Here is a 13021-nt window from a genome sequence, read left to right on the forward strand (position 1 = left end):
CAAAGAGGATCTCATGAATGTAGAGTTAATCATCATCGTCATGGCACTAGTTTCCATTGTCACGGCGATATTCTACGCAGCTCGGGTGGTTCGCATCCAAGTGGGCGCAGGCGGCGGTAGCGAAAAAGAAACCGCTAAATTGAAAGAAATCTCCGCAGCGATCGCAGAAGGGGCTATGGCCTTCCTTCTCAGAGAATACCGAGTCATTTTGCTATTTATCAGTTTCATGACGGTTCTCATCTATTTACTTTTGGATAACCCAAAAACTGAATTCAACGAAGGAATTTATACTGCCGTTGCATTTGTTTCTGGAGCCCTCATTTCTTGCCTTTCTGGTTTTATTGGAATGAAAATCGCGACGGCTGGTAACGTTCGCACGGCAGAAGCCGCAAAAACTTCTCTATCTCGCGCCTTCCGAGTGGCTTATGACTCTGGAGCCGTAATGGGTTTTGGTCTCATTGGTCTTGCTGTTCTTGGAATGATCGGACTTTTCCTTCTTTTCACAGGAACAAACGTAGGTGTTGCCAAACACATCCTTATGGAATCACTTGCTGGTTTTGGTCTAGGTGGATCCTCTGTGGCACTCTTTGGTCGTGTGGGTGGTGGTATTTATACCAAAGCCGCTGACGTTGGTGCTGACCTTGTAGGTAAGGTAGAAAAAGGAATTCCAGAAGATGATCCTCGTAACCCAGCAACCATTGCTGATAACGTAGGGGACAACGTAGGTGATATTGCTGGTATGGGTGCTGACCTTTTTGGTTCGGCAGCGGAAGCGACTTGTGCGGCTCTAGTGATTGGTGCCACAGCATCGGCTCTTGCTGACAATAACTCGGCTCTACTCTATCCACTTTTGATTTCTGCGATTGGAATCCCAGCTTCTCTTTTAACTACTTTCTTTGCTCGAGTGAAAGAAGGTGGAAACGTAGAAAAAGCTCTCAAACTCCAACTTTGGATTTCTACATTCATCGTAGCCATTGCACTTTATTTTGTAACTGACATCTTTATGATCGATAGTTTCCAAATCGGAGACAAAACCATCACTAAGTGGAATGTTTTCACATCAGTCGCATTAGGTTTGTTTGCTGGTATGTTCATTGGTTGGATCACTGAGATTTACACTTCTCACTCTTACAAACCAGTGCGTGAAGTAGCAGATGCTTGTGATACTGGTGCTGCAACAAACATCATTTATGGTTTAGCACTTGGTTACAAATCCACTGTGGTTCCTGTGATTCTACTTGTGATCGTGATTGTTGTTTCCAATATCCTTGCGGGTATGTATGGAATTGCGATCGCTGCTATCGGTATGATTTCTACCATCGCGATTGGTCTGACGATTGATGCTTACGGCCCTGTTTCTGATAACGCGGGTGGGATTGCTGAGATGGCAGAACTTGGAAAAGAAGTTCGCGATAGAACTGACAACTTAGATGCAGCGGGAAATACTACTGCGGCCGTAGGAAAAGGTTTTGCGATCGGTTCCGCTGCTCTTACTTCCCTTGCTCTATTTGCAGCTTTTATCACAAGAACACAAAATGCTTCGAAAGAAATGGGAGAAGGTGCGATCGATTTAACTTCAATTGAACTCCTAGATCCATTAGTATTTGGTGGTCTTCTTTTTGGTGCTATGCTTCCTTTTATTTTTTCTGCAATGACTATGAAGTCGGTAGGAAAAGCAGCTCTTGATATGGTAAAAGAAGTTCGTCGCCAATTCAAAGAGATCCCTGGTCTTATGGAAGGAAAAGCAAAACCTGAGTATGCTAAGTGTGTAGACATTTCTACTTCTGCTGCTCTTCGCGAAATGATCCCTCCAGGTCTTCTGGTTCTTCTTAGCCCGATTGTTGTTGGGTATTTGTTTGGTGTGAAATCACTTGCTGGTCTTCTTGCTGGTGCACTCGTTTCTGGTGTGGTTCTTGCAATTTCTTCTGCTAACTCTGGTGGAGCATGGGACAACGCTAAAAAATACATCGAAAAAACAGCTGGTGGAAAGGGTTCTGAAAAACACAAAGCTGCGGTTGTGGGTGATACAGTAGGAGATCCGTTCAAAGATACTTCTGGCCCTGCGATCAATATTTTGATTAAACTCATGGCGATCACCTCACTTGTGTTTGCTGAGTTTTTTGTAACAAAAGGTGGGATCATTTTGAATTTCTTTAAATAAAGAAATCATTCGAGATCACAAAAAGTCTGGTGGAAAATTCCTTTGGAAGCATCTACCAGATTTATTTTCCTTAAATGGAACAGAAAGAGCCGGCGGAAACGTCGGCTTTTTTTATAGGGTGGTAAAACTGAAACTAGTGTTTGTGCCGAGAGTTAATCCAAAGATAGATTGGATGTTTTGGTTTAGAGTAATGGTATAAGTTGTTCCTGTTGTCAAAGCACTCGAAGGTGTGAGTGTGATGGTTCTGTTGGAAACACCACCACTAAGACTCGGACAAGATGGCGCGCAGCTGATGTTTGTATTGACTGTGGTCGTATCCACAGCCTGTGTCATAATGATTGTGATTGTGGGACTAAGAGCCACTCCTGTTTCCCCATTGGTCGGAGAACTGGATTCAATGGCAAAGTTTGACGAGGTCTGTGTCACGAGAGGTAGAACCAGTACACCCAAAAGAGAGGGTTCTGGTTTGGGGAGACAGGTTAGGGAAGAAAAACCAAATAAAATTAGAATTTGAAATTTTTTCCACATTGCCATGACTTCTAGAATTAGTTTCGACTAATTTCCCTTGGTAACCGTGCAGAGTTTTGCGTAAATCCCGAAGAAATTAAAAGTTTCTAGTTCAATAGACGTAATTTCCCTAATATTTCCATTCTTTTGGGCGATCTCTACGGACGCGTCTCCCAAAGCGACTAGGCCCAGGTAGGATTTAGCACAGGCGATTCCTTCCTTACTGGCAGGATTCCCTGTCTCCATCATGCTGATTCTTTGATCCTCATAGAGTAGACCCTGGGTTCCAAATCCAGAACTAGCGCAGGAAGATGTGAGAGTGAGGAGGGAAATCAAAAAATAAAAGAACCGAATGGAAGCTTGGCGGCATTTATTTTTTGAGTTCCAAATCCAAAAGTTTAGAAAGTTTATTTTGTAAAAGGATGATATCGTCATAAAGTTTTTCGATTTGTTCTTCTTTCTTTTGGATTTTTGCAGTTAATGCATCCAAAGATTTGTTAGATACATTGTTTTTTTTGGAATGGAAATCCTTCAATTTGGATTCTATTTCTTCATAGATAAGTCCACTCTTTAGTTTTTTAGCAAATTCGCTGAGGGAGTCAATGTTCTGTTTCATCGTCCGGTGACACGCAAACAAAGTTCTTGGAAAAAGAAATATTGGTTTTTGTAGTAATGATCCAAACTGTGAATTTCTTTAGGGCGAGTGTTCCGTGGAATGAAATCGAAACTTGCATTTCCTAAACTCACAAGACCAAAGTAATTTGTAGTGCAGGATTCAACAAAACGATCGGTGGGTAACGGAATTTTGCCTGGAGAATGCCAACCTTCTTGTCCTTTGTTTTGAAATATTGTTACCGAAGGATTTCCTGTTTGTACACTGAGACAGTGAACTAAAGAAAACACCAACGGTAAGAATAAAACTTTTTTCATACTCTACTGGCTTGTATCAAAAAAGTAGAAATAGGAGAATCGAACACCTCGGTCCATAGCGTTCTCTCCTTTGGGAAGAACTCCCATTAAAAATGAAAAACTAAAATTACCAAAACTTTCTGTATTCATCGATACACCTGGATAAAAATTAAAATAACGTAAATTTTTATCAGCGGTTTTATCAAGGGGTTCTCTATATTCAAGTTCGGTAAAGATACGAACAGAATCAGCAATGGCAAAAGAAGGAGCAATTCCTACTTGGTAGTATCTTTTGAATTCTTCCAAACTAGACTCTTTTCCATGTCGGTTGGTTTCTGTTTGGAAACGAAACTCTGACATGATTTGGAAGATACCGCGTTTGTAACCCAGTCCGAAGTTGGGTCGGATCAAATAAAAATCGGGATTTTCTTTCTCGCGAAATTCTGCGTTTCTTTTTTTATCATAAATTCGCAAACCCCCACCAATTAAAAATTGGGAAGATCCATTATCAAAAATTTTTCCATATTTAATACCTCCATTCCAACGATCCCAAGTGATTTCTTTTGCTGAATCTGTTTGGGAGTATTCTGTTCTACCTATGGAGGAAATAACAGAAAAAGATTCGGAGAATTTATATTCACCTTCGATGTTTACGTTTTTATTAATTTCCTTAACACCGTTGAAGTTTTTATCCCAGTAACCTACGTTACCTCTGATTTTTGTATAAACTGCTACAGGTTCTACTTGGAGGGGATGCGCAAAACCAGTATTTGAGGATGTTGGTTGGGAATATAACGTAACAACCGAAGATAGAAAAACTAGAGAAATGATGATTATATTTTTCATATTTAAAATCCTACATTTGTGATCGGATAAATTAATCTTGCAAATTTGTCGGCAAGAAGTGTATATCCTAAGTTGTTTGCATGAATACAATCTAACATAAATTCGGCGCGTGAAAATGGTTTTCCACCTAATGTGTTTCTTAAATCCACATAGATAAACGAAGGTTCTTCTCTGGCGATATCTACTAGTAGATTGTTAAAAGAATCTAGTTGCGCTGAAGTGAATGCGGCCGCATCAGGAACAATAAGTCCTACACGATCAAATTTGGTTTTGCATCCTTCGTCGGAACCTGCAATCGCCGGTGACATATAAGGATTGGGATAGTCGTATCCATGGATGATCCATTTTATAGGGGCTCCACCGAATCTAGCGATTTTGTAAGCATTACCAGTAACAATCATTTGTTTGAGATTGGCTTTGATGGTAGCAAATCTCTGCGCTTGAACTGTACTTACGTTTCCTATGTACTCGGAAAGATTTGCTTGGATGTCATTACCACCGAGCGATAGGATGATGACTTTCATATCAGCTCCGCCTTGGTCAATGACTTGGAATTGTAGGCCTTGGTTGACTACTTGTTGTAAAGTTTTTCCACCGAGTGTAGCACCAACGAATTTATATTGGAAACGATTTTCCAATTGGGGTCTTAGAGTTTCGACCGCTGGATATCCGAGAAGAATGTCTGTCCAACTATCACCAATGATTCCTGTTTTTGCAGGAGTTTCCCCATTACAAACGGCGTAGGTGTTACAAAGGAAATGAGCCCCAACATCTTCAAAATAATCCTTTTTGGTATCACAATGGATTAGGAAGGTTAAGATTCCTAAAAGAGCAGCGTATTTAATTTTTTTCATTGGGTTTGGTTTCCTTCCAGATATGGTCCATGATAAAGGCACAAGATAGATCGCCGGTCAGATTTACTGAAGTTCTACACATATCTAAAAACCGGTCAACTCCAAAAAGAATAGTGATTCCTTCGATCGGGATTTGGAAGGTATAGAGGATGGATGCGAGGATAACAAGTCCCACCCCTGGTGTGGCAGCAGTCCCAATGGAAGCAGCTGTTACTGTCCCAACTAACAAAAACAAGTCTAGAGGGGAAAGATCTACTTGGTAAACTTGGCTTAAGAAAACCGTAGCTACGGCTTGGTACAATGCCGTTCCGTCCATATTGATGGTTGCACCAAGCGGAAGAACAAAGTCAGACACTGTTTCTTTTAGTTTCAATTTTTCTTTTGCTAGTTTTAAGGAATAGGGAAGGACAGAGCTGGAACTAGAAGTAGAAAAACCAAGTAAGGGAATTTCACGAACTTGGATCAGGAAACGAATGGGATTTTTCCCAGTAAAAATCAAAATCAAAATTCCGTAAAAAATCAAAACACAAAGGAGTCCGAAAAGAACTGTTCCAATATAAGATACAAGTCCTAACAAAAGAGAAAATCCAATTTGTACCATAGCATAACTCATAAGCCCTAAAACAGCTAAAGGAGCTAACTTCATTGCTGTGGCCACAACCCATAAACAAAAACTTTCCAGCGAATGACAGAATGCTTTTAAGGCCGCACCTGAATCGCGGGAAGTCAGAAAAAATATTCCCAAAATCATTCCAAAAAAAACAACAGATAACATTTGTTGTTTGGACCAAACATTAACTAAGTTTTTGGGAATGATGTTGGCTATGATTTCTGGGATGGATTCTTGTTTTGAGTCTAAGTCAGTGGAAGGTATGTTTTGATTTATTGTAGTTGTTTGGGTTTGGATATGGTTTCCAGGTTTGATTATCAGTGTGAGAGAAATCCCAATACTGACGGCAACAATAGTGGTAAAAATAAAATAAACCAGAGTTTTGCTTCCCAAACTCCAAAGATCCTTTAAATTTCGTAAACTGGAAACCCCAAGGGCAATCGAAACAATGACTAATGGGATCATTATCATTTGGAGTAGATTTAAAAAAAGATCTCCAGGAAGTTTCATCCACGGTAAATATGGCTTTAAACTGAGAGCCGAGACAAAACCAGATTCCGGATTCAAAAGAATTCCGAAAATCAAACCTAACAATAAAGATACGAGAATCTGAATCCAAAAAGGAATTTTGGGAAAGAACATTCCCAAATTTTATCTTTTAGAAATTCTATGTAAATGAATTTAAATACTTATATAAGTTTGAAAGAGTCGGATTTTATGAAAAATTTTCGCACCGTTTTTGATTTTGCGAATTTCCACTGTATATTCGTCTTTTGCACGTTGGATTTCTTTCATTGTTTTATGTAGGACTGCTTTTTTTTCAGGACGATTGTCCCATTTATAAGCGGCCTCTTGGCGCATTAGTTTTTCTTCTAACTGACGGATGGTTTTTTGGTGAGAAAGTTCTACTTTGTATTCTTCTTTTTGAAAGATAGACAAAGTTTCTTTTCGAAGAATCTCTTTTTTAGTTTCTGCCTCTGATTCCACTACCGGGTAACAATGAATCAACGCCTCTTCTAGTTTTGAAAGAGGAAGTTCTTTTTCAGGCACATAAGTTTTTGCATCTGCCCATTCTGCTGGTTTTTCGGTAAGGACAGAAGTTCTTTTTTTCTTTAAATCAAATTCAACGAAAAAAAGATCTTTTCGTTTGAGAGAAAAATCAAATTCAACTTGGAAAACAAAAAGGATTTTTTGACCTAAGGCACTAGAGAGTAGGTATTTCTTTTTACGCCCCACATCACTTTGTGTGAGTAATTCCGTTACTTTTTCGACAAAGGGATGACCAAAGGCCATAAATTCGAGAGAGTCATTTGTGAGTGCTAAATCGGAATCAAAAGTAGCTTTTTTGATTTTCCCGTCGGTATTTTTATATTCGTAGGATCCCTTGCCAACTGAAGTTAAAGTTCCAGGTAGATAAGATTGGAAAAACTTAGAACCTTGGGCGACTACTTCTTCGAGATGGCTGTTATTCCATTCTCTTTCTTCTAATGTATGGTCGTAGTAGTCTTTTAAATTGAAGTCTAAAACTTTCGGTGTGACCAGGGCATTGAGTTTTTCAAATCCTTTTTGGGCGACTTGGATGCGCAGGTCAAATTCGGTTTCTAATTCTTCTTTTGTTTTAGTTCCGGTCACAAATTTCATAAGGCTTGAGTTGAAATCAAGTTCCTCTTCGATGGTTCCGAGTAAGTCATCCGAAGCTCCAATGGATTCTTCAAACAAACGGATTTTATTTGTGAGCACTTCTAAAATTCTTTCTGCTACTGTATCTTTGGAAGCAAAGTTAAAGATATAAACATTGTCTTTTTGTCCAAATCGATGGATCCTTCCAATCCTTTGTTCGATTTTTAGTGGGCTCCAAGGTAAGTCATAGTTAAATAAGATATTGGCAAATTGTAAGTTACGACCTTCGCCACCGGCTTCTGTACAAATTAAAATTTCAAAGTCTTCTTTAAATTTTTGGATAGCGACTTCTTTTTCATCCATACTCAAAGAACCGTGGAAAGGAGAAACCTTGAAGTCTGGTTCTAGAACTGATTGTAAATGGTCTTGTGTGGTTCGAAATTGTGTGAAGATAATAAATTTTTTATGACCTTCTTTCTTTAAACGATAGAGAGTTTCTTTTAGTTTTTGAGTTTTTTTATCTTCTTTGATTTGTTTTCCCAAATGGATGAGGCGATTGAGAGTGAATAGCTCTCGTTTGATCCTTTGGAAACTAGACATTTCTTCATCTTCTAACTCAGTGATGAAATCTTCGACACCTTCTGTTTCATCTAAATCCCAATCATCGAGAGTGGTTTCATGTTCTTTCATGTAATGGAATTTGGATTCCAACATAAATTTTCTTTTTTGTAAGGCAGAAAGGAGGGCAATGACGGAAGAATCCAAAAGTTTTTGGAAAACCACCATCACAAAACCAATGGCACGGTTTTTTGTACCCATTGCCATATTGTATTCGCGTTTTACATAATCAGTAGTCTCGTCATAAAACGCACGTTCAATGGGAGAAAGATCGATCCGAACCGTCTTTGCAAAACGTTTGGTAAACCCACCTACTTCTACTTTCCGACGACGAAGTAATACTTTGGAGATTTTTTCCTTTAAGTCCCCTTTTTGTCCAACCACATAGTCATTTACGAATGTATGATACGGCCCAAGGATATTGGGATCGACTAAGTGCATGAGATAAAAAAGTTCTTCTAGTTTTCCACGAAATGGAGTGGCCGTGAGAAGGAGGAGGCATTCGGTTTTTCTTGCAATTTTTTCAGCAAACAAATACCCACGTGTGATTTTGGAATAATCACGACGAAGTCTATGTGCTTCATCAAATACCACAATATCCCATTTGGTTCCCAGGATTTCTTCTGCATATCTTGGGTTTTTAATGAAATCTATCGAGGTAATGATTTTGTTAAAGTTTCGCCAATGGTCTGGGCCGTTTGTGACAAAGTTCCTTCTGCGAACAATGGCAAATTCTTCATTGAATTTGTTTTTCATCTCTTGTTGCCATTGGACAAGGAGAGGAGAAGGTGCCACCACAAGCACACGTTTGAGGCCGCGCCGAAACATAAGTTCTTTTACGGCAAGACCAGCTTCAATGGTTTTTCCAAGACCCACTTCATCTGCTAAAATAAACCTTGGTTTTAAACTATTGGCAACAATGAAGGTAGATTCAATCTGATGAGGTAATAAACGAGTTCTAGAATTAGAAAGAGAGGATAGTTTATTAAAATTATAAGTGAGTTTGAGTTGGCTTGCATCTAATGCCAAGTCCATTGCTTTCGGAAATTCTTCCCAGGCCCGAAGTGATTCGGGGTATTGGTTTAAAAACTGTAAGTTTTTATTTGATTTGTTGAGTGTTCGAAAAATTTCTTTGGATTCAAAGAACAGTTCCACAGAAGTGGGTGATTCTTTTGTTACCTTTGCGAGACCTAACTCTGGTTCATCGATGAGAAACCCATACTCGTTTGTTTGTTTTGGTTCAACCGTTGTTTCAAAATCTAAACTTAATTGAGTAGGGACTTCCATCAAACTCCTTTCTGATTTCCCCAAAGCACTTTGTGAATTTGAAGCGACAAACGACACTTAGGTGGATTGTCTACTTTGATCCATTCAACCAGTTCTTTGGCATCCACTTCACCGTGGACGGGCGAATACAATATATTTGTGTGTATTTTTTTTTCGCGAATGACTTCGATACTTCTTTCAAAGTCGATTCTATCTCGCACAACGAACTTGATTTCGTCAAGTGAATTATGTCTCTTTTCTAGAATCCGGAAATTTTCCTGATCCATCCGGTCTTCCATCCCTGACCCAGGTAATTTATAGTCCATAGTGAAAATAAAAAATGGATCTTCGGTGATTCGTTCGCTTCCATTGGTTTCCACGCGGGAAGCAGGGTAGGGTAAATTTTGATCGGTTCTGAAATGATAAATGCGTTTGGCAAGGGCTGTGGATAGATCTCTATTTTTTCCTTCTAAGGGTTCGCCACCAGTAAGCAAAACTTGGTATCCATGATGGGAATCTAAACTTTCTAACTCTGACCAAAGGGAATCTAAACTTTTTTCTGTACCTTGGTTTGGTCCCAAAGCGTAAGCTGTGTCACACCATAATGCTCTTGAATCTGTTTTGCCACAACGTAAGGAACATCCGGCAAAACGAATAAAAACTGTAGGGATTCCTTGTGAAATTCCTTCGCCAGAAATGGAAGAATAGACTTCATGAATTTTTCCAAACATTGTGATGTTTCCTTCTATGTCAGAATCCTTTAAATTGTTCTTGCGAAAACATTTATTCAGAATTTGCTTTTGATGGTCATGTTCGTAGATGCTAAATTGGAATACCCAATCATCCAAGAAAAAGAGATTCAGGAAACCCATCTTTTGTTACGGTTTCGAACTCCGGCAAACCCGAAGATTGAGGAACGTAAACCTTTGGTCATTGGTCTTACGATTGATAAAAGTTGGTCGATGAAAGGTGAAAAAATGGAAGCGGTGATTGATGCTTCTTGTGCCCTCATACATTGGCTTACAAGACATGATGCAGTAGCGATTGTTGCTTATTCAGCAGATGTACAAATCATCCAACCAGTCACCCACCTAACAGAAAAAGTTTCTGTTACGGATAAAATTCGAAACATCCAGGTTGCTACTTCTACCAATTTAAGCGGCGGATGGTTGTCAGCATTGAAAAACCTAAGCCAGTCAAAAATCCCAAATGCCTACAAAAGAGTTTTATTACTTACCGATGGCAATCCCACTTCTGGAATTAAAGAAAAAGAAGCATTGGTAAAAATTGCCGAAGACCATTTAGCAATGGGAATTTCGACTACGACGATTGGGGTCGGAAACGATTTTAATGAAGAGATGTTGGTGGAAATAGCAAAGGCGGGTGGAGGAAATTTTCATTATATAGACAATCCAGAAAAGGCTGCTGATATTTTCTTCGATGAATTTGGAGACATTGGTGCCTTGTATGCACAAGCCATCGATGTGGAGTTACAACTTGCTCCTGGTGTTCGATTGAAACAGGTTTTATCAGAAACATCCCACCAAATTGCAGAGGAATTTGATGAATTCTTAGGTGATTCTAAAACCATTTCGAGACAAAAAATCAATTTGCAGTTAGGTGATCTGAGAGCCGACGACATTCGTAATTTAGTTTTACGTTTGGAAATCGATGGTCGAGTGGACCAAACAGAATCGCCTTTTTGTGAAGTGAACGTTTCTTATTATAATTTGTTACAACAAAATGCTTTAGAGTCTACAAAGGAATCTTTTCAATTTCCAAAGGGAAAGAATCGAGGGAAACAAGACCCAGATGTTTTGGTCGAAATTTTGGTTGCCAATGCTACGAGTGGGATTCGAGAAATTTCTGACTTAATCAAATGTGGTCATAACGAAGACGCCAAAGCTTTGTTATTTGGCCTTATTCAAGATATAAAAGAAAATTTACATTTTGCTCCCAACGCACTGGGATCTGTTCTTAGTCGTTTGCAAGTTTTAGAAACTAAAATTACAACTAAGTCCGATGACCTAAATAAACATTTATTTATGAATTCACAAATACTCATGAAAGGCCCAGAAAAATTGGATCTAAAGGATATTGTCCTTCATGATGAAATATTTGAATATAAGACAATCGGTGATATTGATTTGTACAAATGTCCAGAAATCAAACTTTTGATTGAACAAAAACTTTCAGAAGGATATAGATATATTGTTTTTGATTTTGCCAATACCTCACATATTGATTCTTCTGCGATTGGAATGGTGATTCAGATTGTGGGTTGGTTGCGAAGGCGAGGTGGTGAACTTGTGGTTGCCAACATCCATGATTCGGTAAAAAAGATTTTCGAAATCACTCGGTTGTACAACCACATTCGTGTGGCAGAAACTGTTTCCTCTGCCAAAGAAATTTTACAGAGGATTATTTATGCAAACGAAGGAGATAAAAAACCTAGTTAGTTTAAGCCAACCAACGTTCTGCTTCTTCGATTGCTTCTTTTAAATCACCAACCAAAGCCGGTGCAATGGCGATTCCTTTCTGCGTCGGTTTTAGTTCTCCGTTGGGATCGGTATACCAAACTCGAATGTTAAAAAAAGTTTGTCCTTTGTATTCGGAAATCTCCACGCGGATGACTTCTCCTCTACCTTTGTCAATGTCTCGAATGATTCCTGTTTTTGCCATTTTAGTACGTCTCTACAAAAAGTTGTTCTTTTTCTTCCAGGTGTTTTTTGAATTCATCATAGGAAAGATCAGTTCCGCAAGCAGACATGATTTCTTGTATGACTCCTTTTTCCATTCCCTTCGGACCGCCACAAATATAAAACTTACCGTTTCCATTGACAGCATTTTTAATGGATTCTGCATTTTCTTTTGCACGGTGTGTGATGTACATCTTTCCGCCATCAAAAGAATTTTTTTCTTCTCGGCTAATCGCCGTTACAAAGTGAAAGTTGGGATGGTTTTTTGCCATATCTTCAAAATAATCGCGTAAAACGATTTCATCGGAATAAGGTGCTCCATAAACCAACCAAACATTTCCTTGGAAGGAAATTAGTTTTTGGACGAGAAGTTCTTCCACCATTCCAAAAAATGGACTGATCCCTGTCCCTGTGGCAAAAAAGAAAATATCTCCTGAGTAATCCACTTGAGGTAAAAGGAATTTTTTTCCAGCGGGTCCTGTCATCGTAACCGTATCACCTGGTTTCAAATCACAAAGATAATTGGAACAAACACCTTTATGAACAAGGTTTCCATTTTCATCGTACACATTGTCCCTTTTCACCACGAATTCAATATTATCTTTGGTTTGTCCAAAACTGAATGATGGTGAAGCAATAGAATACAAACGGATGGTATATGATGGGTCGGCGGATCCTTTGGCTTGTTTTTCCGGATCCACACCTGGAGGAATGATACCCGCACTTTGCCCGATCATATAAGGATAAGTATTATGGTCTACGGCAATGGTGATTCGATGTACTGCCGAATCTCCTTCCTTCGCGGGTCGTTTGCCTTTTCCCGGTTCGGGAGTCAAACGGGTGTTCGCTAGGACTTGGGCTAAGATAGGATTGGATTTTTTAAACAGATTGATCTGAGGGGTAAGCAAAGTCGTCCTCGTAACAGGTGGTT

Annotated in this window: 13 protein-coding genes; 2 read left to right on the forward strand and 11 right to left on the reverse strand. The window is 39.2% G+C overall.

From position 1 onward, the window contains the following. The first annotated feature begins 13 nt into the window (after positions 1-13). The gene (locus tag EHQ16_RS06560) at positions 14-2161 is read left to right on the forward strand and encodes a sodium-translocating pyrophosphatase (protein ID WP_135634539.1); all 2148 of its coding nucleotides are present in this window, start codon (positions 14-16) and stop codon (positions 2159-2161) included. 111 nt (positions 2162-2272) lie between these two features. On the opposite strand, the gene EHQ16_RS06565 is transcribed toward EHQ16_RS06560, so the two are convergent. Genes EHQ16_RS06565 through EHQ16_RS06605 form a run of 9 tightly spaced genes read right to left on the reverse strand, consistent with a single transcriptional unit; the run spans position 2273 to position 10122 of the window. Next, positions 2273-2689 (reverse strand): Ig-like domain-containing domain, encoded by a 417-nt coding sequence (locus EHQ16_RS06565; RefSeq protein ID WP_244241959.1) that lies wholly within the window; start codon positions 2687-2689, stop codon positions 2273-2275. Positions 2690-2716: 27 nt separating this feature from the next. Then, positions 2717-3103 carry a TRL-like family protein gene (locus EHQ16_RS19640; protein WP_135634533.1) on the reverse strand — a complete coding sequence of 129 codons (387 nt, stop codon included), beginning with the start codon at positions 3101-3103 and terminating at the stop codon, positions 2717-2719. Then, entirely contained in the window at positions 3039-3284 is a 246-nt protein-coding gene (locus tag EHQ16_RS06575; RefSeq protein WP_135634530.1) for a hypothetical protein, read from the reverse strand. The genes EHQ16_RS19640 and EHQ16_RS06575 overlap by 65 nt, the downstream gene beginning before the upstream one ends. Beyond that, a complete protein-coding gene (locus tag EHQ16_RS06580) occupies positions 3281-3598 on the reverse strand; it encodes a TRL-like family protein (protein ID WP_135634528.1) in 318 nt (105 codons plus the stop codon). The genes EHQ16_RS06575 and EHQ16_RS06580 overlap by 4 nt, the downstream gene beginning before the upstream one ends. A 3-nt stretch (positions 3599-3601) precedes the next feature. Beyond that, complete coding sequence (locus EHQ16_RS06585; RefSeq protein WP_135634525.1) at positions 3602-4423, reverse strand: hypothetical protein; 822 nt, start codon at positions 4421-4423, stop codon at positions 3602-3604. A gap of 2 nt (positions 4424-4425) precedes the next feature. After that, the gene (locus EHQ16_RS06590) at positions 4426-5277 is read right to left on the reverse strand and encodes an SGNH/GDSL hydrolase family protein (protein ID WP_135634522.1); all 852 of its coding nucleotides are present in this window, start codon (positions 5275-5277) and stop codon (positions 4426-4428) included. Continuing rightward, a complete protein-coding gene (locus EHQ16_RS06595) occupies positions 5264-6529 on the reverse strand; it encodes a dicarboxylate/amino acid:cation symporter (RefSeq protein ID WP_135634520.1) in 1266 nt (421 codons plus the stop codon). The genes EHQ16_RS06590 and EHQ16_RS06595 overlap by 14 nt, the downstream gene beginning before the upstream one ends. Before the next feature lie 39 nt (positions 6530-6568). Beyond that, positions 6569-9412, reverse strand: a complete 2844-nt coding sequence (locus tag EHQ16_RS06600) for a DEAD/DEAH box helicase (protein WP_135634518.1) — start codon at positions 9410-9412, stop codon at positions 6569-6571. Continuing rightward, positions 9412-10122 carry a 7-carboxy-7-deazaguanine synthase QueE gene (locus EHQ16_RS06605; RefSeq protein WP_135634516.1) on the reverse strand — a complete coding sequence of 237 codons (711 nt, stop codon included), beginning with the start codon at positions 10120-10122 and terminating at the stop codon, positions 9412-9414. Before EHQ16_RS06605 ends, EHQ16_RS06600 begins: the two co-directional genes overlap by 1 nt. A 72-nt stretch (positions 10123-10194) precedes the next feature. On the opposite strand from EHQ16_RS06605, the gene EHQ16_RS06610 reads away from it, so the two are divergent. Then, the gene (locus tag EHQ16_RS06610) at positions 10195-11850 is read left to right on the forward strand and encodes an anti-sigma factor antagonist (RefSeq protein ID WP_167482638.1); all 1656 of its coding nucleotides are present in this window, start codon (positions 10195-10197) and stop codon (positions 11848-11850) included. Between the two features lies 1 nt (position 11851). On the opposite strand, the gene EHQ16_RS06615 is transcribed toward EHQ16_RS06610, so the two are convergent. Together EHQ16_RS06615 and EHQ16_RS06620 are read right to left on the reverse strand one after the other, a co-directional pair. Next, entirely contained in the window at positions 11852-12073 is a 222-nt protein-coding gene (locus EHQ16_RS06615; RefSeq protein ID WP_004785453.1) for a transcriptional coactivator p15/PC4 family protein, read from the reverse strand. 1 nt (position 12074) lies between these two features. After that, positions 12075-12998: an FAD-binding oxidoreductase gene (locus tag EHQ16_RS06620; RefSeq protein WP_135634514.1), complete on the reverse strand. Its 924-nt coding sequence runs from the start codon at positions 12996-12998 to the stop codon at positions 12075-12077. Positions 12999-13021 lie beyond the last annotated feature (23 nt).

The organism is Leptospira kanakyensis (assembly GCF_004769235.1).
Lineage (GTDB): Bacteria > Spirochaetota > Leptospiria > Leptospirales > Leptospiraceae > Leptospira_A > Leptospira_A kanakyensis.

What these genes read in the sequence shown, in the direction of transcription:
- EHQ16_RS06605 (WP_135634516.1), bottom strand. Translation starts at nt 10,122, where the DNA reads ATGTTTGGAAAAATTCATGAAGTCTATTCTTCCATTTCTGGCGAAGGA.
- EHQ16_RS06615 (WP_004785453.1), bottom strand. Translation starts at nt 12,073, where the DNA reads ATGGCAAAAACAGGAATCATTCGAGACATTGACAAAGGTAGAGGAGAA.
- EHQ16_RS06610 (WP_167482638.1), top strand. Translation starts at nt 10,195, where the DNA reads ATGGTCATGTTCGTAGATGCTAAATTGGAATACCCAATCATCCAAGAA.
- EHQ16_RS06580 (WP_135634528.1), bottom strand. Translation starts at nt 3,598, where the DNA reads ATGAAAAAAGTTTTATTCTTACCGTTGGTGTTTTCTTTAGTTCACTGT.
- EHQ16_RS06565 (WP_244241959.1), bottom strand. Translation starts at nt 2,689, where the DNA reads ATGTGGAAAAAATTTCAAATTCTAATTTTATTTGGTTTTTCTTCCCTA.
- EHQ16_RS06595 (WP_135634520.1), bottom strand. Translation starts at nt 6,529, where the DNA reads ATGTTCTTTCCCAAAATTCCTTTTTGGATTCAGATTCTCGTATCTTTA.
- EHQ16_RS06575 (WP_135634530.1), bottom strand. Translation starts at nt 3,284, where the DNA reads ATGAAACAGAACATTGACTCCCTCAGCGAATTTGCTAAAAAACTAAAG.
- EHQ16_RS06560 (WP_135634539.1), top strand. Translation starts at nt 14, where the DNA reads ATGAATGTAGAGTTAATCATCATCGTCATGGCACTAGTTTCCATTGTC.
- EHQ16_RS06585 (WP_135634525.1), bottom strand. Translation starts at nt 4,423, where the DNA reads ATGAAAAATATAATCATCATTTCTCTAGTTTTTCTATCTTCGGTTGTT.
- EHQ16_RS19640 (WP_135634533.1), bottom strand. Translation starts at nt 3,103, where the DNA reads ATGACGATATCATCCTTTTACAAAATAAACTTTCTAAACTTTTGGATT.
- EHQ16_RS06590 (WP_135634522.1), bottom strand. Translation starts at nt 5,277, where the DNA reads ATGAAAAAAATTAAATACGCTGCTCTTTTAGGAATCTTAACCTTCCTA.
- EHQ16_RS06600 (WP_135634518.1), bottom strand. Translation starts at nt 9,412, where the DNA reads ATGGAAGTCCCTACTCAATTAAGTTTAGATTTTGAAACAACGGTTGAA.